Below are 23,073 nucleotides of genomic sequence, written 5' to 3' on the forward strand. Positions count from 1 at the left end.
TTGAACTATGAACGTAAGCATTTTCGATATAAAGTACAAAAAGCTCATCTCCTGGCTGATGCCGCAGGTATTGCGTAAACCAAAAACAATCGCCTTGTTAAATGCCCTGGTAAGCCCGGTGGTGTTTATCTACAACCTGTTTTTGATCAACAGACGCAATAATCTGTACAAGCTGATGATCACGCCACAGGTGTGTTATGTTGAAATGGCCCTTAATGATAAATACGACAGCACTAACCGAAAGATAAAAATAGTACAACCAAAAAGAAAAGACCCTTTGTTCCTGTATAAAAAGATAGAGAACAAACCGGTTCATCTGTTTACTAAAAACGAAGTGTCGCAACCTAAGACAATCCTCTATTTAAAAGGGGAAGCGAGCGCTTTCCAATACGACTTTATTGTACAGGTGCCGGCAACCGTTTCTTTTAATATGAATGAAATGATGGCAGTAATAGACAATTATATTCTGCCCGACAAAGTATATAAAATTTCAATTGTGTAATCATGTATAAACGAATTGATTTTTCAAAACTGGAAGGCCTTGCTACTTACCAGGATACGCTTGATTTTTTACAGGTTTCTTACCGGGAAGCTATAAGTGCTATTGCAAAAGCATTTGGCAGCAAGGTGATAGTAACTGGTATAACCGATCAGGGCACCACTTTCTCTGATGGCTGGGTAGTCATTGACGGGGAATTGATGCCTTTTGCCGGAGGGTTGAAAACTGACCGCATAGTGGTTGAAGAAATCTCTGATACCGAAATATTCAATGACGGTTCTATCCAAACGGTGTATTATACCAAACGGGCTAAATTAGGTATAACCGGTGGTTTTGCATTTAGCGATTTTGTAAGGGTTGATACGCTTTCGGCTATTAGCCTGGGATTGAAAAACCTGATTACCGCACATAATAATTTACAGGCGGCTTTCAACACGCATACACATTCCTGGAATGATATAACCAATAAGCCTTCCACCTTTTATCCATCGGGCCACCGGCACGACTGGAACGATATTGACAACAAGCCGGTTAACAAGATCCTATATGCAGCTACGCATAATTGTAACCGGCCCGGTGGTAAACAGGATTATATACAGACGGTATATATTCCATATACTCCTGTAGAATACGTAGTAGTAGGCAGTTTGGTGGGTGTGAGCGACTATTCGTATTGGCAAAATGACAATAACGCATTCTTTACAGTAAGAGACAAAACCAGTTCATACTTTTCTCTGGTATTGCAGAGTGTTGGCAAAGAAAATATGGATCTCTATTTCGATTACGCTTTAATTTCTAAATAGCACATGGCCATACAAAATATAAATACACTTAAAGGCTGGTTTAAACGGGGTTTTAAACCATTACAGCAACAGTTTTACGACTGGATGGATAGCTACTGGCATAAAGATGAACAGTTGCCCATTTCATCGGTGAATGGTTTGGAAACTATTTTAAATACCCTGCCTACCCAGGAGTCGATACTCAGTTTGCTGACATTATTTCTTCCGGAAAGGATAAATGCCACGACTGATTATATCTACACATTAAAGGCAGGCAGCAGGCTGGAATCGGTAGTTATTATTCCTACTGCCGAAGTTACCATGCGCATAGGCACGTTTAGCCTTGGAGAAGATGTAATGATAACATCTACAATTCAGGCAAATGAAACTTTCATTCTCGATTGCGCCTTGTATGCGGTTGCCGATATGCCTGTTTACATAAGCGGGGTCACAGCACCCACCCAGTTATTAATCTATAAACGGTAATTACAAACATGAAACGAATTCTTGTTTTTGCCTTTGCACTCATTTGTTTCCGGGGATCTGGCCAACAGATCCTCAGCCAGGTTCAGGCAAAAAGAGGCGTGTTTACTGATAGCCTGTTTTTGAGAAACAGATGGATCAATGGTATTTCAACCAACCTGAACACTTCTGACAGCAGCAGTAACAATTTGCTGGCTACAGGAAGCTCACTTGGGCCATTGATTGCAGGCAGCTTTATACAAAACCAGTCATCGGTGGTGCAGCCTGCCGATCTATGGATACGCGGTTCAGCTGTTATTGGTTCACAAAACAGTTATAAAAGCACAATGGCCCAGGGCTGGCCGTCCTTATTTAATGTTACCCACGGAAACGGAGAATATGGTTTAAGTGTCCAGCGGTCTTCCGTGGATCAGGGGCCTGCAGACATTGTACTGTATAAAAACGCACAGATCTTTGCTTTTGACAGTTACCTGCGTCCGTTAGACCTGGGTGATCCTATTGGACAGATAAGTTTCTCCGGCATTGCAGGTGATAATACTTCAGTCAAAAGTGCCATGAACATAACAGGCCGTATTGAGAAGGCAGCGCCTTCGTATATGAGCAGTGGCTTCGTCTTCAATACAACCGATAACAGTGGCGCTACGAGGGAAACGTATTTAAACGCACAGGGAAATTTGCTCCTAGGTAGTGACCCTGGAAATATCAACAATAATTACAAGCTCAATGTAGCCAGTGGCGATGTAAAGGTTAGCAGCCTTTCCGCTGATGGCGATGTATTGGTGATAGCTGACAGCAATGGGGTGCTCAAAAAAGTATACATGGGCAATGGTTTAGGGATCTATGAAGGCTACTTGTATGTATTAGGCCCAGGGGCAGATGATCCGGACCATAATCTTCAAAAATATACGGCGTCCCTTCGCCTCTACCAAAACGAAGTGATTTCATATACTTATACAAGTAACATGGGACAGATTGTATGGACCCGCGATTCAGTGGGGCATTATACAGGCACTATAAGCGGCGACGTTTTTTTTCAGCCTTTTACCTGGCTGCACTCAAGTACAAATCCCGATTCGGACAATATAGGTGCCACCCGATTATATGCAACCGATACGCATACATTAAAACTGGTAGTTAAGGACAGTAACCTCAATGACACTGATGACTGGAAAGATATTACAATTGATATCAGAATCTTCGTATCAGGGTAGTTATTCAAAAGCGATTTTATTATGAAACGATTATTAGTAATACTTTTTGGCTTTATATCCTTATATGGCAAAGGCCAGATCTCACCGCTTCAGGTGCAGGCAAAAAGAGGCGTGTTTACCGAGCGGCTGAATATAAATGGGCACTGGATCGATCGCATTTCAACCGATCTGAATACTCCTGACAGTGCCAGTGACAATGTGCTGGCTACCGGCAAGGGCATTGCTGATTTTTTAAGACCCAGGACAAACGGGTTCATTCAGAATCAGTTTTCAGCGCCACAAACAGCCAGTTTTTGGATGCAGGGAAAAGCGGTAACAGGTTCAGTGTCTGAGTACCTGCCAATCCTTTCTTCAGGGTTGCCGGCCCAGGCAAACGTTACCTATAGTATCAATGAGCAAGGTGTTGCGGTACAACGGTCATCCAACGACCAGGCACCGACTAGTGTGGTGTTATTTAAAAACAATTCGAACGATCTCAATACCTTAAACGCCTTGCAACCCGGAGATTCAATTGGCAGTTTGTCCTTTTCAGCGCATACAGGCGATTTGTCAACTGTTAAGAATGTAATGGATCTTCAGGGGCGGGTTGAAAAGACAGCGCCGACATTTTTAAGCAGCGGCTTTGTTTTCAATACAACAGATACAACAGGTAACTATGGACAACGCATGTGGTTAAATGCAAACGGAAATTTGCTGTTAGGAAATGGAACAAACAATCCATACCGGTTAAATGTGGCAGATGGCAATGTAAGGATCAAAAGTTTGACGGGGTCACCGGATTATACCGCACTGGTGAGCGCCAATAACGACGGGGTGTTGGTCCCATTGCCAACGTATGACTTATGGACTGAAGATAGTGTTCATATAACTACCGAGGTAGGTCCGCCGACCAACCCGAGGGTCTATACAGCGTTATTATCGCAATCGGGTCAGAATGACCCGGTGGCGCATGTACTGCAAAATACCCATAAAGTTCAGGTTAACTGGACGCGCACCGCACCCGGCGTGTATCATGGAAGGCTTACCGGAAATTTTGGCGGGCCCCGTTTTCTTTATGCAGAGGCGTCTGATGAAGGAGGCAATGTATTCAGCGCAAAACTGTTTTTTCATCAATACGAGTCTGAAGAAAGCCCGGATTATTTCATTTTAGTAGTTAAAGACAATAACCTGGTAAATATGGATGGCTTTACAAACATCTCTATTCAAATGATCGGAAACCTTGACTTTTAAACCAACCACAAAACGATTTTAAGATGAAACGGTTAGTTTTAATATTATTTACTTTTATTTCAATTTGCGCATCGGGGCAACAGCTCACTACTGAAATTCAGGCAAGGCGCGGCGTTTTTACAGAGCGCCTTTATTTGAAAGACAGATGGATCGATGGCATTTCAACCAATTTGAATTCACCGGATAGTGCAAGCGATAATCTGCTGGTAACTGCAAAGGCAATTTCCGACTTTGCAAAGTTAAAGGCAGGTAAATCCATACAAAATCAATTCACCTCAGCTCAACCAGCCAGTTTATGGCTCCGGGGAACAGGTACCGTTGGCGCCCTGGCCGGTTATAGGAACAAGTTAGCAGGTGGGTTGGGCGCCCAAATGAATATTACCCAAAATGAAGGGCAGCACGGGCTTTCCATACAGCAGGCGAACTATAATTCCGGATATGCCGGCCTCGACTTATTTAAAAATGCGGGCAGTAGCTTTAATACATTACAATCGCTACAGCCAGGAGACTCTATAGGAAGTATTATCTTTTCAGGAGTAGCCGGTGATAACAGCACCATTACAAATGCAATGAGCCTGCATGGGCAGGTAGAAACAACAGCCCCTTCTTATTTAAGCAGCGGTTTTGTTTTCAACACTACTGATAGCAATGGAATATTCGGCCGGCGCATGTGGTTAAATGGTCAGGGAAATTTATCATTGGGGAACGCAACGACTAACCCTTATAGCCTTAATGTTGGGGATGGTGAGGTACGAATAAACAGTTTGGCCGGTGGCGGTGATGGTCTTGTGCTGGGCGATGAAAATGGCGGATTATATAAACTTTTGATAGGAGAGAACTTATATGTTGAAGATGGCATGTTGAATGTGTCATTCGAATCTGTTTTTCCAAGCTACAAGCGGTATATGGCAATATTGTCACAGCAGGGAACCTATGCACCCGGCGGATTTGCAATAGATAACGACTTTTACGGCATTGAATGGGCGCGCGTTGCTACGGGTGTTTATACGGCAACACTTGCCGGCGCCTTTGCGAGCGGCTACACCTATTTCAAAAGCGAAGCGTCCGATGAAACCGGGCATGCAGCATATGTTAAGCTGTATAGAAGCGGCCCCGATACTGTGACGATGGTAGTTAAAGATGAGTCGCGAAACAATACTGACAATTGGACAGGTATTTCAGTAGAGATCAGAGAATTTAAACACAATTAGTAACAGCAGTTTATACAGGTGGTTTTGGTTTAACCCTTCTTTAAACAGAAGGGTTTTTTGTTTTCATAGGTCTGGAAGCCGCGCTAATAGCGGGTTTTAAACTTTTCGTTTTTCATTTTTATACGTTTGGAATTGCCCTTCTTAACCTTATACTGACCTGTAAGGTCCGCCATCGGGTGCTGAACAATTGGAGGGTTAAAGCGGTCCCCGATAAATCGGGGCGGGCACTGACAGGTCTTGGTCTCCTCTATAATGGCGCAAGCGTCCGCTTGTGCCCGATAGGAAAGACCTGTAAGGTCCGCCACCGGATCTTGAACAATCAGATGGCTTATGCGGTCCCCGATAGATCGGGGCAGGCTCTGACAGGTCTTATATGATTTTCGCACCACACATTGTAGTTAAAGTAGGATTAGTAAATGACTTTTGTATTTTTATACTGGAATTACAAAATGATAGTCAACATGGAATTGATAAACGAAGATAAATATGCGGAAATACAATACCTGGACGAATTACTTCGTGAATTACAAGATGAAACCTTAAATGAAGACTCGGGATATTGGCATTTTTCGTTGCTTAATTTAGAAGGTGGAGAAAACCTCGCTCAAAGAATTTACAATACGTTAATTGGAATACCCAGATATAAGGACCCTTACCATATTGGGTTAAAAGGTTCCCGTATGTATATTTCTACCTTGGATCCCAAAAATATGCATTTAGAACTAGTAATTGATTTGAAGAATGAAATAGTGAAGCAGGCAGACCATTTTGCTTTTTATCAGGGGCCATCATTAGACAAACAATTTTTGGGTGATAGATTTCAAAGCTTAAAAATTGATGTAGCAGATAAAATCGTAGACTTCTTACAGGGAAAAGAAATAAATCAAGTTGTACTGGTTAAAGGGATAGACACTTGTTATTCATTTGGCGGAGATCATTGTGGGGAGGATATTTTGGTTGATACAAAAGCAGGTGTTTATGTGATCCATTTTGGATTTAGTTCATAGGCCAGGATCTTTTAGTTCTCACCAGTGAATTCAATCAGTTCATCAATGTTTGGAATGGCTGGTCTGAACATATTCACAATCTTGTCAAAGCTTTCCTTGTAATTCGCAGAATAAATATTTATCAGATCCAATGGTTTACGGCCACGGTTGTCTTTTTTGTTTAGATCGCCGCCGTTTGCAAGCAGGATTTTAACTATTTCCAATGATTCCGGGTAAAAGTCATCCCGATTGTTTTGAATCATGCCATCGATACAATAATCAACAGCTTCATGTAAAGGCGTACGTCCCTCGCCGAGATCAATATTAGGGTTGGCTCCCGACTCAATGACTAATTTCACCATGTCAGGATCATCCTCGCCCATTGCATATTCAATAGGGTAGGTGCCAAAAGCATCCGGTTTGTTTAGAGGTATATGATCGGGAGCGTAAGGCATTCAGGTAATTTTTAGATTAATTTCAAAGGTAAGATTAAGAAATCAGAGGTGAATGTTCAAACCATTTTACCGACGTCAGTAACATGGTCTAAGACGAACGCCTTTCTGACCCAATAAATGGCGCAAGCGCCCGCTTGTGCCCGGTGGCTCACTTTATATAATCATCATAAGTAACCAGTTCATCAATGTTTGGAATAATTGGTCTGAATAGGTCCAACAATTCATTGAACCCGTCCCTATTAAATGCGAACTCGTTTATCATATCCAGTGGTTTTTGGCCTTCTTTATTTTTTTTATTCAGATCAGCCCCGTTGTGAAGAAGGATTTTAAAGATCTCCAGTTCATTATCTGAGAATGCTTCCCGGCTGCTCTGCGTCATATCATCAATATAAAAACCAACTGCTAAATGTAGTGGTGTCAATCCGCCACCAATATCCATATTTACATCGGCGCCGGCATCGATGAACGATTGAAGCATGTTAGGGTCCACCTGATCTACAGCATAACGAATGGGGTGCATAGGAGTTTCATACTTGCCAAAAAGTTGAGGTTCGTTGACGGTATTGGGGTCAGGGAGATTAGGCATATGTTTTATTTAATGGAGTGCAAATATAGTCAGAATAACAATGAACATTTAACTGACGTCAGTAAAATGGTGGAAGGCATTCTATAATGCTACCATTTTGTTGAACTCAATAAGAGAGTCATACTACGCCAGCAAATTTGCTTAGGAAAATTCAATACTATTCAGACCATATTACTGACGTCAATAATATGGTCTTACTGTTCCCAGTACAATTATATCCCGAGAAAGATACACCATAAGAAAATTTTCATTGCCTTTCGAATAGTACTAAAGATTATTTGGTTTGTTTTTATAAGAAATCAGTGATAAACGATTTAATAACCACAAAAGAAAGGCATGAAAAAAGATTTAATTAAAGAATTATTCGAAAAGTTTGAAGCCGCTTGTTATAATATCAATGATGTAGAGTGCTGGAGTGCCCGAGAGATGAAAGTTTTGTTAGGTTATAACAATTGGCAGAATTTTGAAAAAGTGATTGATAAGGCAAAAGAAGCCTGCAGAAACGCGGGAGAGCAGGTTGAAAACCATTTTACTGACGTCAGTAACATGGTCCATATTGGTTCGGGCACAGAAAGAGAGGTAGCGGACATTGCACTGACCCGATATGCGTGTTACCTGGTTGGTCAAAATGGCGACAGCCGAAAGCAGGAGATTGCCTTTGCTCAAACCTATTTTGCTGTACAAACGCGTCGCGCTGAATTAGTGGAGCAGCGTATATTAGACCATGAGCGGGTAAAAGCTAGAGAAAAACTAAGCCAAACGGAAAAGCAACTCTCGGGTATACTGTATGAGCGCGGAGTAGATGAAAAGGGATTTGCAATCATACGCTCCAAAGGAGATCAGGCGCTTTTTAAGCTTTCCACAGTTCAATTAAAGAAAAGGATGGGCGTTCCTGAAAATCGCCCTATAGCGGATTTCCTACCTACCATAAGCATAAAAGCAAAGGATCTGGCAGCAGAAATGACAAGCCTAAATGTACAAACGAAAGATCTGAAAGGGCAGGATCCCATAGAGCAGGAGCATATAGACAATAATACAGCTGTGCGAAATGGGTTGCTTGAAAGAGGAATCCGACCCGAAGAGCTCCCGCCAGCGGAAGATGTAAAGAAGGTGCAACGTAAGCTGGAAAAGGATGAGAAAAAGTTGCTGAAAAATATTAAGCAGGATAAGGATGATAAAAAGGACGAATAGAACTGACCATGAAAGTCAATGATGATATGTGACCATTTTGCCGACGTCAGTAAAATGGTCGTACCGTGAACGGTACAACTATAACCCCATAATAGTGAGATCGCCTTCCTGACGTCAGGAAGGTGATCCCTAAAAAAAACTTTGTTGAGAAAAATCCAAAAATTATGGAGAATTGACGGCAAGTTCACCGTAAAAATAGTGTTTAGTTTACTTGTTGATATTTAATTAGTTGTACCTAAATTAGGAGGACCCATATTTCTCATTTGGTATAATATGGAGAAATGGGGGGCCGTTTTGGAGAATTCTCGAGTCAAATATTTTAATGTCCAACAGTTTAAATTTGCCAATGACAATTCAATACTGTTCAGACCTGCACCTGGAATTTCCCGCGAATAAAAAGTATATGGAGCGGCATTTGCTGGAACCGATGGGCGAGGTATTGATCCTGGCCGGTGATATACTGCCATTTGCTTTACATAGTACGCAATCGCCGGTTATCGATTTCATTGCAGATAATTTTGAACAGGTGTATTGGGTTCCGGGCAATCATGAATATTATGATTACGATCTGGCGACTGTTGCCGATCCGTTGTTAGAAAAACTACGCAGCAACGTATGGCTGGTGAATAACCAAGTGATTGATAATAAAGGAATCAGTTTTATTTGCAGTACGCTGTGGAGTAAGGTAGAGGTAGTGAATGCATTGGATATTCAGCGGGGCATTTCAGATTTCTTTACCATACAATGGAACGGGGAAAAGTTCACTACCGAGCAATTCAATCAGCTGCATAACCGCTCGGTTGATTTTTTGGAAAAAGCTTTTAAAGAAAAGACTGCTGAAAAAAGTATTGTGGTAACGCACCATGTGCCCACCCTGTATGATTATCCAAAAAGATTTCGGAGCAGTAAACTCAATGGCGCCTTTGTAACCGAGTTGCATGACCTGGTGCATGATTCCGGGGCGGATTACTGGATCTATGGACATCACCATTTCAACGTCCCGTCGTTTAAAATAGGTGCCACTACCATGCTTACCAATCAATTGGGCTATGTACATCATGGCGAGCATTATAAATTTAATAAAAGTGCGGTGATTGAAATTTAAATATCAATAGGAGTGACATTAAAAAAGAACACTTTCCGGATAAAACTGCTATTTTGCGGCACTGGTTCTTCCCTTCGAGTAATGAACCGGGTATTGCGGTTTAATCTAAAAAGCGCGATATCAGATAGCCATAAATGATGTAATTCTAAATCGGTTTAGAACCTTCTTATTTCCACGAATACCGTCAATTCGCTCATCTCTTCCTTTCACGCTGCAAAACATTTTCTCTAACGTTATAGCAAAAGTGATGTGGCCAACCCCACCGAAGTAATCGAACACAAAAGCACATCCCAAGTGTTTGAAATGCTTGCATTTATCTTCGATATTTTGCCGGGATTATGCCGGGTTTAACGTCATCATTGTTCGGGAATTGTTCGGGTTTTCTCTGGGTTGACCCGAACATTCCGAGGGAGAGTCCGAACAAAGTGCGAACAAACTGCGCGGCAATACCGGCACCGTACCAGCGCGATCCCAAACAATTTTCTATTTAAGACACTTATAGACCATTATAGACCATTATAGACCATTATAGACCATTGTAGACACAAAATGGGAAACATAATCCATTATAGACTCGTGTGGGCTTGCCTGTTGTTGCTGGGCCAAATACCTGTTGTACCTTTGTATGGTATTGCAGCTGCTCCTGCGCAAAGCGGCTGTAGTACCTATTTACAGCTCTTTGACATAGGGAAGAATTTCAGGGTGAGGTCCATGCTCGTTCCTATGCAGATGGTAGGATAATGGTAGTTTACTGGCCAGGATATTGCATCGGAATGCTCTGGATATTGTCTGGAATAGTACTGGAGACTCTAGTCGGGCCAGACAATATTCAGACAACTATCAGACCACTACCAGACAACTATCAGACAACTACCGTACACTCTACAGACAAGTTGTCTAGTCGTAAAATAGCTATACCTTTAGCCATCTCTTGCCAATTGCCATTATTAACGGAGAATGACCTGTAAGGCGCGCCATTTGAGCTTGCATAATTAGCGGGATTATGCGCTCCTGACAGGTCATTCGCTTTTTGAAATATACGACCTGTCAGGAGGACTCAATCTCACGATTGTTTATTCTAATCTGGTCCGCCTTACAGGTCTTAATCAGTTAATGATAAGTGTATACCATATCGTAGTGCGAAGTATAATCCGGCATTTGAGGGTAGGTGGTGGTTGATTGTATTTTTTCTATGCGGTAGTTGTTTACGGTAAATGCCTGGTCTTCTATTTTGTCAACATACTCAGGATCGGAACCTGTTTTCACTATGCGGGTCACTTTAGCTGGCAATTTATGTAGCTGTTGCAACTGCCACAATACGGCAATGTTGTAAATGGTATAATTCTCGAGCAGCGTGGGGTCGATGTAATGAGCAGGTAGAAAACTAACCGGTGGGGAGTAGGAGTCTATGGTATGGGTAACAACACCTTCGTTGGATTGGCTTATCACCTTCTCCAGATCTCCCGCGGCGTTATAATGGTAGGTGCTGGTTCTGCGCAGTTGCGTACCCTGCTCGTTGACGATCGAATACTTCATCGTTTCTAACTTTTTATCGCTACTATACAGAAACTCTAATTGAAATTGGGTATCAGCTGGATCGTTTTTTGGCACGTTCCTCATTTTTACCGGCTTTCCGTCGGTGTCGTATTCAAAGACGTTCTTGTACCAGGAGCGGCCATCGAACAATTCGGTGAGTTGGTTGCCTGACCAGCCAAAGCCGGTAAAGCCGCCGACATTCTGATAAGTATAATCGATCTGTTTCAGGGTGCTATCGGCATTGTATACAAAATTTCCGGCAAGCCCATTGTTCCAGGTGATGCTTTTGATGTGAGATTGAGGTATAACCACCTCAGGCTCGTCTATTTTATCATCCTTATCGCAGGCACTCAGAAAAGTGATCAGGCTAAAAAGAAGCAGGGGAAATACTTGTTTGCTTATCATGGCTATTTTCTTCTTATGACCGCAAATGTAAAAAGACCGTGGCTTACGTTATGACGTGCTTATAACAGTTCAACCCGGTTTTTCGACATTTCATACAAAATGATCCCAGGGACTATACATCCGAATCGACACGGATTGCATTTGCTGATTGAAATACAACTGATAACATAGCGAATAAGGGTCCGGGCAAGTATTCGAATTTTTCGAATAGCTCAACTCTCCGGAAATTCCGGATAGTTCAGGTTACCGGATTTTACGGAATACTACATTACAATGTATTTGGAGCAGCAACCTAGCTCTAACCTTATGGAAAGTTGCCCATGTTGTCTTTGGGTTTTACTCAACCACTTCCCATTCCCGTGGCATCGCATTTACCACGGAGAGTACTTGCTGCTTGAGATACAATTGGTAAGCCGCTTCGACGAGGCAGAGCACATGGTTATACGCCAGCCAGGCCTGCCAGGGCGAAAAGCCGTTGGGGTAGGCGCCATCGTGGCCAATGCCAGCTTCGAGGAAATCGGCCAGTTCGCGGCGGATGTACTCAATAGAGAATTGTTGAAAGAAAGCGGTTATAACACCAGCAGGATCAGCGCCTTGTTCCTCATTCAAGTATAACAAGATCAGGTGCCGGTCGGTTGCCGAGTTAAGATACAATGCTTCTACAAATGCCAGCAATTGATCATAAAACTCATACAGGATCGCCCGGCCATTACCGTCGGAATAAGGACTTTCGGCACTAATCACAGCCACCCGTAACCAGTTAGGCAGCAGGTACTTTTGAAGTTCGTCTACTGTCGTAAGATCAAACACCTCCGCAATCACCTCAGCCGGTTGAAATATAGCTTTTTCAATTAACCGGACGGGTTTGGTGAATTGTGTGCCTTGAACAGGTTTTAACTTTATTTCCTTCAATTCAGGGGTTACTATTTGAGTTGGTTGTCTGGTTGTGCTTGTTCCTTTACCACCTTTCTGGTTAATTACCCAGGCTGCTTCTACGAGGGCTTCTATTTTTTCATAGAAGAATAGATAGTTGCTACGCTCGTGGTGGTCATTCGCCTGGCCGTTTGGGCTTGATACTACCTCTGTAACCCAACGCCACATTATTTCGCGGACGTCTTGCAGATGGTAGGATTGGAAGAAGTCGGCGAGGATGAGATTGGGGTTGGCAATTTGCGCAGCAGTCAATCTATGAGTTTCGTTGCTCCATAAGGAATCATGATGATGGGATTTCATGCATTAAAACTTTAATGGTACAGCAAATGTTATTGATCAGCGTCAATTTTTCACGGCTGACAATCAATAAATTAGAATAAATAATAAATTAGTAGTATGTTGTAGGAAAGGTCTGTATAAGGCTTCTGCTAAGGTACGTGTTTGTAATTTCAAAATGTAAAAATTGTTTTATAAATTTGTCTGTATAGTGATTATGCGATATAATTTATCTAATATGGCTGAAATCTTTACCGGGCATACGCTTAGGGAAAAGATTAAGTATGACTCGAATGGAGCTTGCTCTGTGATACAATTAAGAGATCTGTCATTTATTCCCAAAATCTCTATTAAGAATGCACCCTTTAAGATTTCATTTGAACATGGTATCCCCAAAAATCAGCTTCTACAACAACGAGACATTCTAATCTTATCAAAAGGGTCTGCTAACAGGGCGCTTTTATACGAAGGCCAATATGCACCGGCAGTGGCCGTGTCAGCTTTTACTATAATTCGATTACATAGCAGTTATATAAAACCAGAATTTTTAACCTGGTATATAAATAGTACTGGAGCACAGGAATATTTTAATATACACCGGGTTGGAACAACTACTTTGAATCTGCCTAAAAAAGCTATCGATGAATTGCCTGTTCCTATTCCTCCCTTGGAAAAGCAGGAAATAATGATGAAATTGGTAACCCAATATGAACTATATACAAACCTGGTAACCGAATATGAGCGAAATATCCGGATGCTGGTTGATCATACATTAAACAATCAACTTAACGATCAATAAATGAGCCGTAAACCAACACAAGACGAGATCAATGCCGCACTATGGGCTGCCTGCGATTCTTTCCGCGGAACGCTCGATAGCAGTGATTATAAGAATTACATCCTCAATTTCATGTTCATTAAATACCTGAGCGATGTATGGAAGGATAAATATGAAGAATATCAAAAGCAAATAGGGAATAATGATGAGTTGATACGTCGCAAAATGAACAGGGAACGGTTTGTGTTGCCCGATCATTGTACGTTTGATTATATAGTTGAAAACAAGCATGATGCCGACCTGGGCTCATTGATCAATAAGATCACGGAGAAGATAGAAGATGAGAATAAGATGAAAATGGAAGGCGTGTTTAAAGATATCGACTTCAATTCCGATCGGTTAGGTAATACAAAGGACCGTAACCGCCGGCTGAAAAACCTCATCGATGACTTTGATAAACCGCAGTTAAATTTCCGTCCCTCGGTGATCGGAAGCGAAGACATTATCGGCAATGCCTACATGTACCTGATTGAGCGTTTTGCCAGTGGGGCCGGTAAAAAAGGCGGAGAATTCTATACACCGCATCCGGTAAGTGAGTTGTTGGCCAAGTTGATGATGCCGAAAGCGGGTGACCGGATATGTGATCCTACGTGTGGCTCCGGATCATTGCTGATTACCGTGGCCGAACAAGTGCCCTTTAGAGAGGGGACGCATTTAAGGGATTGTAGTTTGTTTGGGCAGGAAAGTAATGGCGGTACCTGGGCATTGGCCAAAATGAACATGTTCTTACATGGCATGGATGCGGCCCATATTGAATGGGGAGATACTCTAAACCAGCCGTTGTTGATAGAAGGTGATCACCTGATGAAGTTCGAAATAGTGGTGGCTAATCCGCCCTTTTCATTAGATAAATGGGGAGCAGAACGGGCTGCTAGTGATACCTATAAACGCTTCATGAGGGGTGTGCCACCGAAAACTAAAGGTGATTATGCATTTGTGCTGCACATGATTGATACGGCGGTAGAGGGTACAGGTAAAGTGGGCGTTATTGTTCCGCATGGGGTATTATTCCGTGGTAGCAGTGAAAGACAGATCAGGGAAAGCCTGGTACGCGATAATCTGCTGGAAGCGGTGATAGGTTTGCCCTCTAACCTGTTCTTTGGAACCGGTATTCCGGCTGCTATTCTGTTGTTCAATAAAGGAAAGAAAACAGAAGATGTTTTGTTTATTGATGCCAGTAAGGATTTTGAGAGCGGTAAAAAGCAGAACACCATACGCGAACAGCACATCAGCCGCATTGTAGATACCTACAAAGAATACCTAAAAGGGGGGGGCGAAAAAGAAAAATATGCCCATCGCGCCACTCTTGAAGAAATTGAAAAGAACGAATTCAACCTTAATATCCCCCGGTATGTAGATACGTTTGAAAAAGAGGAAGAAATTGATATTCCCGCGGTGCAAAAGCGGATTGAAGAGTTGGATGAGGAACTGGTAAAAGTCAAAGCTGAAATGAATAAGTATTTAAAGGAATTAGGGTTTAAGTAAGTCTAACGACCAGCGTTTCCTGCTGCCGGGAAGAAGTTATAACAATAAAGTTTGCTTAAATAGTATGCCATGAATAACAGTGAATTTTTGATATATCAAACCCCAAACGGAAATACAAAAGTAGATGTGCGGGTTGAAGATGAAACGGTCTGGCTAAGCCAACAGCAGATGACAGAATTATTTCAGACGACCAAGCAAAATATTAGTTTACATATTAAAAATATATACGATGAGGGGGAGCTGGTTGAAGAAGGAACTGTCAAGGAATACTTGACAGTTCAAAATGAGGGCAACCGGGAGGTAAAAAGAAACCTTCAGTATTATAACCTTGATGTTATTATTTCAGTCGGTTACCGGGTGAAATCACATGTAGGGACTCATTTCCGGATCTGGGCAACTCAGCGGTTAAAAGAATACATTATCAAGGGCTTTGCATTGGATGATGAGCGGTTGAAGCAGGCGCGGAATAATTATTTTGATGAACTGTTGGCCCGTATCAGGGATATCCGAACTAGTGAAAGAGTATTTTACCGAAAGGTATGCGACATATTTTCTACCAGTATCGATTACGATTCTTCTACACCACAGGCAAAGGAATTCTTTGCAACCGTGCAGAACAAATTCCACTGGGCAATACATGCACACACTGCAGCGGAATTAATTATGCAACGGGCCGATGCTGGTAAGCCGAATATGGGATTAACCTATTGGCCGGGCGAACAAATCAAAAAAGACGATGTAACAGTTGCGAAAAACTACCTGAACGCAAATGAACTGGAGCGATTAAACCGGATAGTAAACCAATACCTGGAGTTTGCAGAATTACAGGCTATTGATCGGAAACCAATGCATATGAGTGAGTGGCAGTTAAAATTGCATGGTTTTTTAACATTAAACGACCGGGAAATTTTGCTGCACAAAGGAACGGTAAGCCATGATCAGGCAGAAAAACATGCGTTGGAACAATACCAGCAATACAAAAAAATGATTGTGGATAATACCGTTGATGAATTAGATAAGGCCATAAAGAAGCTTCCGAAATCAGGGGATAAAAATAAATAAATCTATTAGCACATGAAAGGATATAAACATACTGAGTTGGGTTGGATACCGGAAGAGTGGGAGTGTTTAGAGTTGTCACATATAACTCAAAATGAAAGACCTATTTCTTATGGGATTGTTCAGACTGGCCTTCCAGTGGATGATGGAATAAAGTGCATCCGTGTATTGGATATCGTAGATGGTAAAATAGATGATCAAAATTTAATTACTACTTCTCATGAAATTAGTAATGCGTATAAGAGAACTGTATTGAAAGAAGGAGATTTGGTTATGGCATTACGTGGTAAGATTGGAGAATTGGCTAGGGCTACAAAAAGCCATGAAGGTTACAATCTTACAAGAGGCGTTGCTTTAGTTGCACCTAAAATCAATTACGACAGTGAATACCTAAAACAGCAAATATCGTCGCCATTTTTTCGTGATTATTTGATGGCTCACTTGAATGGATCGGCACTGAAGGAACTTGCAATAAATGTAGTACGAAGAATTAAGGTGCCAATCCCCAAAAATAAAAGCGAACAACTTAAAATAGCGGAAGTTCTTTCTACTTGGGATAAATCCATTGAAACCCTCACCCAATTAATAGCTGCCAAACAACAACTCAAAAAAGGCTTAATGCAGCAATTGCTTACAGGTAAAAAAAGGTTTGAGGAGTTTAAGAATGAGAAATGGCACTATAATTCTTTGGGAGATATAGCTTCTATTAGAAGAGGAGCATCACCTCGACCAATTAACAATCCAAACTTTTTTTCTCATACCGGTAGGGGATGGATAAGAATTTCTGACGTTACTTTTGAAAAAGGCAAATTATTAAATTTTACTTCTCAATATTTGTCCGATTTAGGTGCATCACACAGCGTAAAGGTGGAAATAGGTGATTTAATAATGTCAATTTGTGCAACTATTGGGGTGCCGAAAATTGTTAATATACCCTCCTGTATTCATGACGGTTTTGTGTTAATAAGGGATTACGAAACAAGTCTTGAAAAAGAGTTTCTATATCATTTTATTGAATTTATTACACCAAAGTTGGCTGATAGTGGACAACCTGGGACGCAAAGGAATTTAAACACTGACATAGTCTCAAGAATACAAATTCCAGTATTATCATTATCTGAACAAAAGAAAATCGCAGAAGTGCTTTCTTTTTGTGATAATGAAATCATTGATATAGAGAAATCGTTAGAAAATTGTAAACTTCAAAAACAAGGCCTCATGCAACAACTCCTAACCGGTAAAAAAAGAGTAAAAGTATAGCCAATTGTTGCTAGCAACAAATGGTAGTAACACAGTCCAAATCTTATAAAGTGCCATAAAAGTGGGGAAGGGAACAGCGATACTATGAAAATACACCTACACAAACATACATCCACAAAGAAATAGTATGAGCTATACAGAACTACACGATTCCCAATCCCCCGCCTTACTACTGTTACGAAAATTGGGCTGGCAGCACATTACCAAAGAAGAAGCGCTGCAGCAGCGTGGTGGCATTAGAAGTAATGTAATTTTAGAAGACATTCTGGAGCAGCAATTAAAGACCCTCAATTCCTTCACTTATAGAGGCAACAATTATAAGTTTTCTGAGGGTAATATTCATGCAGCCATTCATGCCATCAAAAATGTGTCTGATGAAGGGCTGGTTCGAACCAGCGAGAAAGTATACGACCTACTCACCTTGGGTAAAAGCTTCGAGGAAACTATTCAGGGTGACCGGAAAAGCTTTACCATTAAATACATTGATTGGGAGAACCCAAAGAATAATGTCTATCATGTTGCAGATGAGTTTGCAGTAGATGGACTAAATGAAACCCGCCGGCCCGACCTGGTTTTATTCATAAACGGAATTCCCTTTGCCGTAATAGAAAATAAAAGAAGAGATAGAAATGGTTCCATCGATGAAGCTATTTCCCAACATCAAAGAAACCAGGGCAAAGAAAATGGTATTCCTAAATTGTACCATTATGCTCATTTGCTACTGGCTGTTCATCCCAACGAAGTGAAATATGCTACCATTGATACAAAGCCAAAGTTCTGGTCGGTATGGGAAGAGCAAACGGATGTTGAGGATAAAGTACAAGCCATTATTAAAAAGCCGGTTCCTGGAACTAAGGAAGATGTGGAAGACCGGTTGCCCACTTTTCAGGACAAAATGCTGTATTGCCTTTGTCGCAAAGAGCGGTTAATTGACCTGGTGTATAAATTTATTGTTTATGACGATAGAAAGAAGAAAATATGCCGCTACCAGCAATATTTTACCGTCATGAACGCCTTGCAACGGATAAAAGAATTTACCAAGGATGGCCAGCGCAAAGGTGGGGTTGTGTGGCATACTCAAGGCAGTGGTAAGAGTTTAACAATGGTGATGCTGGCAAAATGCCTGTCGCTGGAAAAGGATATTAAAAATGCCAGAGTTATTATTGTTACCGACCGTATTGATCTGGATACGCAGATCACCAACACTTTTGCAGCCTGTCAAAAACAACCGGCACAAGCAAAAAGTGGCGCTCATCTTGCCGAACTGATTGCTGATAACGGAGTAGAGGTTATAACTACCATCATTGATAAATTTGATGCGGCATTAAGCCGCCGTGATTTTGAAAATGATTCGGCAAATATTTTTGTACTGGTCGATGAAAGTCACCGCAGTCAATACGGTATCATGCATGCAAAAATGCGCAAAGCATTGCCAAAAGCATGTTATATCGGCTTTACCGGAACACCGCTTACCCACAATCAAAAATCAACAGCTAAAAAGTTTGGCGGGTTTATTTTGCCTAATTACCCAATCGAAAAAGCAGTACGGGATAAAGCGGTTGTACCATTGTTATATGAAGGCCGGTCTGCGAAATTGTCGGTTAATAGGAGCGCGTTAGATAAAGAGTTTAGCCGGGTAAGTGAGCCATTAACTGAATACCAAACTAAAGATCTTAAAAGGAAGTTTGCTTCAATTACACAAATTTATAAAAGCCAGCAGGTAGTTGAGGAGATAGCCTACGATATATGCAAACATTACTGCGAGAACTGGCAGGGTAAGGGGTTCAAAGCTATGCTGGCTGTACCGCTTAGGGAAACGGCTATTAAATACCTGAGATATTTTGAAAACCAGATCAATCCTAAACTGCAACTCAATGCACGAGTAATCATTTCAGCGCCGGATACAAGAGAGGATAATGAAGAGGTGGATGAAGAACCAACCACAGAAGTGCAGAAGTGGTGGGAAAAGACGTCCAGGGAATATGGCGGTATGGAAGAATATGAACGTGTTACTATTGACAAATTCAAGCAGGAAAGTGAAGATGTGGAATTATTGATTGTAGTGGGAAAATTGTTAACCGGCTTTGATGCACCGAATTGTAGCATTTTATACCTGGCAAAACCGTTGGCTGAACACAATCTGTTACAGGCAATTGCGCGGGTAAACCGTTTATATGAAGGAAAGGACTTTGGACATATTATTGACTATATCGGCATTTTAGGTGAATTGGATGAAGCCCTGACCCATTATGCTGCGTTAAGCGAATTTGATGAGGAGGACCTGGAGGGCAGCTTGATTAATATAGCCGAAGAGATAAAGAAACTTCCGCAACGGCATGCCGACCTGGTGGATGTATTTAAAGAGATTAAAAAGAAAGATGACAAGGAAGCGTTGGAACGGTTTCTGAGACCGGATGATAAACGTGATCTCTTTCGGAAAAAGCTTACAGCATTTGGGCGTAACCTGCAGACTGCATTATCGGCCAGCGATGAATTGGAGAAGATATTCCCCCAGGAGAAAGTAGCTTTTTTTATTAATGAGTTCAAGTTTTATAATTCTTTGCGGATTTCAATACAGCGGAGATATGCCGAAAAAATGGATTTCAAAGAATATGAAAAGCGGATTCAAAAGTTACTGGATACATATGTAAGTGCTGATGGTATGGATCAGATTACAGAGCCAATCAATATTTTCGATGAGGAACTGTTTAAAAAAGAAGTAGAACGGGTAACCGGCTCAATAGCTTCAAAGGCAGATGCTATTGCTTATGCTACAAGTAAAGTTGCCTCTGAAAAGATGGACGAAGACCCGGTATACTACAAGCGATTTTCAGATATGATAGACCAGGCTATCCAGGATTTTCTGCAAAAAAGGATCAATGAATCTCAGTATCTGGCTAAACAGATCCAGATAAGGGATGAAATGTTAAAAGGCAGTCCTGAAGGTATACCAGCAGAAGTTCAGGGTAAACCGGAAGCCCGGGCATTTTACGGTATACTTCGTGAAGAAATACTGAAAGCTGGAATACAAATTAATACGCAACAGAACAAAGCATTGGCACAGGCCGGTTTAAAAATAGCCAGTATTATTTCATCACTGGTGATTAGAGACTGGGTTCGAAATAATGATGTGAAAAATAAAATGATGAATGACATGGAAGACTATCTGCTTCGGGAGTCGGCTCAATTAGGCATTATTATATCTTATGATTTGTTGGATACAATACTTGAAAAATGTATAACTGTTGCTAAAAAAGTCTATTAATGAAGCAAAGTGAAGGGTTGCATATCGAATATGGAACTACCCGTATTCCATTTGTGCTGTCGTATGGGAGAAGGAGAACTTTGGGCATAACTGTTACCCCGGATAAGCAGGTAACTATAACAGCACCTTATGATGCCAGCCTGGAAAAAATATTAGAAAAGGTTGGAAAGCGGGCTGGATGGATTAGTAAACAGATAAGGAGATTTGAATCATACGAAGCAATGCTATTACGGCGGAAGATTGAATTTGTAAGTGGCGAAACGCTTTATTACATAGGCAGAAAATATAGGTTGAAAGTACTGGAAGGATCGCCGGAAGTGATTAGCAGAGAAGGAAGATACATAAAAGCTATAGTTAAAAGTAAGACGAATCAGAAACAGTTAGCCAACCTAATCATGGATTGGTACAAGCGGGAAGCGAAAATCATATTCCAGGAGCGCTTTGAGCGATGCGAATATATACTGAAACGGGAAAAAATATCATTTAATCAGTTACTGGTTAGGCGACTGGAAAAACGCTGGGGGAGCTGTACAGAATTAGGAAATATAACGCTTAACCTCTCACTGATACAGGCGCCGGTTCAGTGTATTGATTATGTCATTGTGCATGAGCTTTGTCATTTAAAACACCTGCATCACGGTCCTAAATTCTATGGTATGCTAAGCCGTTATATGGAGGATTGGGAAAAAAGGAAAAATCGGTTACAGACCGTTAGGATATTCGAATAATTTATGTATTTTGAAGTTTAGTCATCAGAAATAATAAACTTCATGTACTGGTTATTTAACAGTAAAAATATAAATGTTGGCATAGGTGAGGTACGTGTCGACTGGAATCAAAAGCAAAATTTTAAAGGAGAAGCGGGTGATGAAGTGATTTTTTTTGAATTTAATTACCGGAGGCGCTTATTTACTCATCATTATAAGATAATTCGAATTAGTAAGCGGGAAACTGAACGTAGTATAGGGAGAAATGTTATTACAATTACACTTCAGTTGCTTAGGGATTTTGGCGAAGTAAAGGAGATTGAAGATTATATCTTTAGCTTTCCTCGAATTAAATATTTCAGGAGCCGGTTAGGCCGGTATTTTAATAGAAAATATTACAAATTATCCGATATAGAGTTTTCTGCCATTGTTGAAGATCGTATATTTCTTTCCAGAACAATCGTTGGCACGGCCTTAAATGCCTTGCACACAGATCATAGAAGAGCGTTCAGTCAACTTATATTTGAAAGAAATCCTGACATATTGCAAAATAGATATTCTAATGCAGAAGTCTTAAGCCTTTTAAATGAATATTTTCAGTACGCAGTTGCCACCCCTGCTAAGCAATTGGCTGCGGCATATACTCAAATGCAAACCTTTATTGAACGAGGGGAAGCGCTTGAGGCAATAGCTTTTTATAATACTGCAAATTCAAGAAATCGGAACGATAGCATACTCACTCAGGTAAATATAATTAATGAATACCTGGAACAGGTTGATATCTCAATTCCAGAAGATAGGCGGACGAATGTAAATGAATCAGAGTTTGAATTTTTATTTAGAGATAAACCATTACCTATAGATCTAAACGATTGAATATGGCTATAGCAAAAGTCAGGCAACTTCGTAAATCAATAGAAAAATTGTCCCAATGGGAGGGCTCTGGAAATGCATTTGGGTTTGTTGAAGGAATTTCCGAAAATAAGACAAATTATATTTATGAGTTCTTTTGTGCCATAAAGGTTTTAAATGATTTAAATACTCATCATAATATTAAACTCTGTCCTGGGAAAAAGGGTTATAAATTTGCTATAAATCCTGGAATAAAATCTGAGTGGGCGAAATTTATAATTTCTAAAAGTAAGTCCTCAAATGAACCCCTTTATGATTTATGTATGGGTGTTTCTGTAAAAATCAGCATGTCTCCCCAAACTACATTTGCAGCTGATATCTCTATTCAAGATCCCAATTCGGAAGATCCTGATGAATCGCATGTTGTTCTTATTATGGATGCAAAATATAGAAAATCAAGCAAGGCGACACTTGATATTGGTATAATTCGGGAATTTGCTCAATGTGCAAGAGATATGCAGGTGCCTAAACGTTTAGACGGTCTTAAATTTAATAAGTTGGTAGATTTGGCCTCCAATTGTTTGTTGACTAACGGTGAGTTAATTAATGAACATGAGCAGTATTGTAAAAACAATAAAATAAAACAAGTGGGTAGATTTGACTGTGATAACCGGCAGATGATAGTTGTTGGTTAGAGTTGTAAACTAATTTGTGTAAT

21 protein-coding genes are annotated in these 23,073 nt (G+C 40.9%); 17 read left to right on the top strand and 4 right to left on the bottom strand.

Annotated features, from left to right (window positions below; genetic code table 11):
* Nucleotides 1–7 precede the first annotated feature (7 nt).
* The 7 genes from J7I42_RS09985 (at nt 8) to J7I42_RS10015 (ending at nt 6,423) form a co-directional block, all read left to right on the top strand.
* The gene (locus J7I42_RS09985) at nt 8–502 is read left to right on the top strand and encodes a hypothetical protein (protein WP_209138630.1); all 495 of its coding nucleotides are present in this window, start codon (nt 8–10) and stop codon (nt 500–502) included.
* Between the two features lie 2 nt (nt 503–504).
* Nucleotides 505–1,302 carry a hypothetical protein gene (locus J7I42_RS09990; protein ID WP_209138631.1) on the top strand — a complete coding sequence of 266 codons (798 nt, stop codon included), beginning with the start codon at nt 505–507 and terminating at the stop codon, nt 1,300–1,302.
* Nucleotides 1,303–1,305: 3 nt separating this feature from the next.
* Nucleotides 1,306–1,767 (top strand): hypothetical protein, encoded by a 462-nt coding sequence (locus J7I42_RS09995; RefSeq protein ID WP_209138632.1) that lies wholly within the window; start codon nt 1,306–1,308, stop codon nt 1,765–1,767.
* Nucleotides 1,768–1,775: 8 nt separating this feature from the next.
* On the top strand, nt 1,776–2,975 hold the full coding sequence (locus J7I42_RS10000) for a hypothetical protein (RefSeq protein ID WP_209138633.1): 1,200 nt from the start codon (nt 1,776–1,778) through the stop codon (nt 2,973–2,975).
* Between the two features lie 21 nt (nt 2,976–2,996).
* A complete protein-coding gene (locus J7I42_RS10005; RefSeq protein ID WP_209138634.1) occupies nt 2,997–4,205 on the top strand; it encodes a hypothetical protein in 1,209 nt (402 codons plus the stop codon).
* Between the two features lie 23 nt (nt 4,206–4,228).
* Complete coding sequence (locus J7I42_RS10010; RefSeq protein WP_209138635.1) at nt 4,229–5,416, top strand: hypothetical protein; 1,188 nt, start codon at nt 4,229–4,231, stop codon at nt 5,414–5,416.
* A 461-nt stretch (nt 5,417–5,877) separates the two neighbouring features.
* A complete protein-coding gene (locus tag J7I42_RS10015; protein ID WP_209138636.1) occupies nt 5,878–6,423 on the top strand; it encodes a hypothetical protein in 546 nt (181 codons plus the stop codon).
* A gap of 11 nt (nt 6,424–6,434) precedes the next feature.
* Here the strand turns inward: J7I42_RS10015 and J7I42_RS10020 are convergent, their stop codons facing one another.
* Together J7I42_RS10020 and J7I42_RS10025 are read right to left on the bottom strand one after the other, a co-directional pair.
* Complete coding sequence (locus J7I42_RS10020) at nt 6,435–6,857, bottom strand: ankyrin repeat domain-containing protein (protein WP_209138637.1); 423 nt, start codon at nt 6,855–6,857, stop codon at nt 6,435–6,437.
* A 148-nt stretch (nt 6,858–7,005) separates the two neighbouring features.
* Nucleotides 7,006–7,443: an ankyrin repeat domain-containing protein gene (locus J7I42_RS10025; protein WP_209138638.1), complete on the bottom strand. Its 438-nt coding sequence runs from the start codon at nt 7,441–7,443 to the stop codon at nt 7,006–7,008.
* 336 nt (nt 7,444–7,779) lie between these two features.
* Here J7I42_RS10025 and dinD point away from each other — a divergent pair, with 336 nt between their 5' ends.
* Nucleotides 7,780–8,634 carry a DNA damage-inducible protein D gene (gene dinD, locus J7I42_RS10030; protein ID WP_209138639.1) on the top strand — a complete coding sequence of 285 codons (855 nt, stop codon included), beginning with the start codon at nt 7,780–7,782 and terminating at the stop codon, nt 8,632–8,634.
* Nucleotides 8,635–8,980: 346 nt separating this feature from the next.
* Nucleotides 8,981–9,739, top strand: coding sequence for a metallophosphoesterase (locus J7I42_RS10035; RefSeq protein ID WP_209138640.1), 759 nt, complete (start codon nt 8,981–8,983; stop codon nt 9,737–9,739).
* A gap of 1,110 nt (nt 9,740–10,849) precedes the next feature.
* Here the strand turns inward: J7I42_RS10035 and J7I42_RS10040 are convergent.
* Together J7I42_RS10040 and J7I42_RS10045 are read right to left on the bottom strand one after the other, a co-directional pair.
* Nucleotides 10,850–11,680: a hypothetical protein gene (locus J7I42_RS10040; RefSeq protein ID WP_209138641.1), complete on the bottom strand. Its 831-nt coding sequence runs from the start codon at nt 11,678–11,680 to the stop codon at nt 10,850–10,852.
* 336 nt (nt 11,681–12,016) lie between these two features.
* Entirely contained in the window at nt 12,017–12,913 is an 897-nt protein-coding gene (locus J7I42_RS10045) for a hypothetical protein (RefSeq protein ID WP_209138642.1), read from the bottom strand.
* Between the two features lie 214 nt (nt 12,914–13,127).
* On the opposite strand from J7I42_RS10045, the gene J7I42_RS10050 reads away from it, so the two are divergent.
* The 8 genes from J7I42_RS10050 (at nt 13,128) to J7I42_RS10085 (ending at nt 23,050) form a co-directional block, all read left to right on the top strand.
* Nucleotides 13,128–13,688: a restriction endonuclease subunit S gene (locus J7I42_RS10050; RefSeq protein WP_209138643.1), complete on the top strand. Its 561-nt coding sequence runs from the start codon at nt 13,128–13,130 to the stop codon at nt 13,686–13,688.
* The gene (locus J7I42_RS10055) at nt 13,689–15,212 is read left to right on the top strand and encodes a type I restriction-modification system subunit M (RefSeq protein ID WP_209138644.1); all 1,524 of its coding nucleotides are present in this window, start codon (nt 13,689–13,691) and stop codon (nt 15,210–15,212) included.
* 69 nt (nt 15,213–15,281) lie between these two features.
* Nucleotides 15,282–16,274, top strand: coding sequence for a virulence RhuM family protein (locus J7I42_RS10060; protein ID WP_209138645.1), 993 nt, complete (start codon nt 15,282–15,284; stop codon nt 16,272–16,274).
* Between the two features lie 12 nt (nt 16,275–16,286).
* On the top strand, nt 16,287–17,531 hold the full coding sequence (locus J7I42_RS10065; protein ID WP_209138646.1) for a restriction endonuclease subunit S: 1,245 nt from the start codon (nt 16,287–16,289) through the stop codon (nt 17,529–17,531).
* A 127-nt stretch (nt 17,532–17,658) separates the two neighbouring features.
* Complete coding sequence (locus J7I42_RS10070; protein WP_209138647.1) at nt 17,659–20,796, top strand: type I restriction endonuclease subunit R; 3,138 nt, start codon at nt 17,659–17,661, stop codon at nt 20,794–20,796.
* Entirely contained in the window at nt 20,796–21,524 is a 729-nt protein-coding gene (locus J7I42_RS10075; RefSeq protein ID WP_209138648.1) for a M48 family metallopeptidase, read from the top strand. The genes J7I42_RS10070 and J7I42_RS10075 overlap by 1 nt, the downstream gene beginning before the upstream one ends.
* Nucleotides 21,525–21,566: 42 nt before the next feature.
* A complete protein-coding gene (locus J7I42_RS10080; RefSeq protein ID WP_209138649.1) occupies nt 21,567–22,379 on the top strand; it encodes a hypothetical protein in 813 nt (270 codons plus the stop codon).
* 2 nt (nt 22,380–22,381) lie between these two features.
* Complete coding sequence (locus J7I42_RS10085; protein WP_209138650.1) at nt 22,382–23,050, top strand: hypothetical protein; 669 nt, start codon at nt 22,382–22,384, stop codon at nt 23,048–23,050.
* The last annotated feature ends 23 nt before the right edge of the window (nt 23,051–23,073 follow it).

This window comes from Niastella soli, assembly GCF_017742245.1.
In the GTDB taxonomy this organism is placed as follows: Bacteria; Bacteroidota; Bacteroidia; order Chitinophagales; family Chitinophagaceae; genus Niastella; species Niastella soli.

Excerpts from the sequence above, each read along its gene's own strand:
- J7I42_RS10035 (WP_209138640.1), top strand. The coding sequence starts at position 8,981 with ATGACAATTCAATACTGTTCAGACCTGCACCTGGAATTTCCCGCGAAT.
- J7I42_RS10010 (WP_209138635.1), top strand. The coding sequence starts at position 4,229 with ATGAAACGGTTAGTTTTAATATTATTTACTTTTATTTCAATTTGCGCA.
- J7I42_RS09990 (WP_209138631.1), top strand. The coding sequence starts at position 505 with ATGTATAAACGAATTGATTTTTCAAAACTGGAAGGCCTTGCTACTTAC.
- J7I42_RS10020 (WP_209138637.1), bottom strand. The coding sequence starts at position 6,857 with ATGCCTTACGCTCCCGATCATATACCTCTAAACAAACCGGATGCTTTT.
- J7I42_RS10040 (WP_209138641.1), bottom strand. The coding sequence starts at position 11,680 with ATGATAAGCAAACAAGTATTTCCCCTGCTTCTTTTTAGCCTGATCACT.
- J7I42_RS10080 (WP_209138649.1), top strand. The coding sequence starts at position 21,567 with ATGTACTGGTTATTTAACAGTAAAAATATAAATGTTGGCATAGGTGAG.
- J7I42_RS10050 (WP_209138643.1), top strand. The coding sequence starts at position 13,128 with ATGGCTGAAATCTTTACCGGGCATACGCTTAGGGAAAAGATTAAGTAT.
- J7I42_RS10075 (WP_209138648.1), top strand. The coding sequence starts at position 20,796 with ATGAAGCAAAGTGAAGGGTTGCATATCGAATATGGAACTACCCGTATT.
- J7I42_RS10025 (WP_209138638.1), bottom strand. The coding sequence starts at position 7,443 with ATGCCTAATCTCCCTGACCCCAATACCGTCAACGAACCTCAACTTTTT.
- J7I42_RS10065 (WP_209138646.1), top strand. The coding sequence starts at position 16,287 with ATGAAAGGATATAAACATACTGAGTTGGGTTGGATACCGGAAGAGTGG.
- J7I42_RS10045 (WP_209138642.1), bottom strand. The coding sequence starts at position 12,913 with ATGAAATCCCATCATCATGATTCCTTATGGAGCAACGAAACTCATAGA.
- J7I42_RS10000 (WP_209138633.1), top strand. The coding sequence starts at position 1,776 with ATGAAACGAATTCTTGTTTTTGCCTTTGCACTCATTTGTTTCCGGGGA.
- J7I42_RS10085 (WP_209138650.1), top strand. The coding sequence starts at position 22,382 with ATGGCTATAGCAAAAGTCAGGCAACTTCGTAAATCAATAGAAAAATTG.
- J7I42_RS10005 (WP_209138634.1), top strand. The coding sequence starts at position 2,997 with ATGAAACGATTATTAGTAATACTTTTTGGCTTTATATCCTTATATGGC.
- J7I42_RS10070 (WP_209138647.1), top strand. The coding sequence starts at position 17,659 with ATGAGCTATACAGAACTACACGATTCCCAATCCCCCGCCTTACTACTG.
- J7I42_RS10055 (WP_209138644.1), top strand. The coding sequence starts at position 13,689 with ATGAGCCGTAAACCAACACAAGACGAGATCAATGCCGCACTATGGGCT.
- J7I42_RS09985 (WP_209138630.1), top strand. The coding sequence starts at position 8 with ATGAACGTAAGCATTTTCGATATAAAGTACAAAAAGCTCATCTCCTGG.
- dinD (WP_209138639.1), top strand. The coding sequence starts at position 7,780 with ATGAAAAAAGATTTAATTAAAGAATTATTCGAAAAGTTTGAAGCCGCT.
- J7I42_RS10015 (WP_209138636.1), top strand. The coding sequence starts at position 5,878 with ATGGAATTGATAAACGAAGATAAATATGCGGAAATACAATACCTGGAC.
- J7I42_RS10060 (WP_209138645.1), top strand. The coding sequence starts at position 15,282 with ATGAATAACAGTGAATTTTTGATATATCAAACCCCAAACGGAAATACA.
- J7I42_RS09995 (WP_209138632.1), top strand. The coding sequence starts at position 1,306 with ATGGCCATACAAAATATAAATACACTTAAAGGCTGGTTTAAACGGGGT.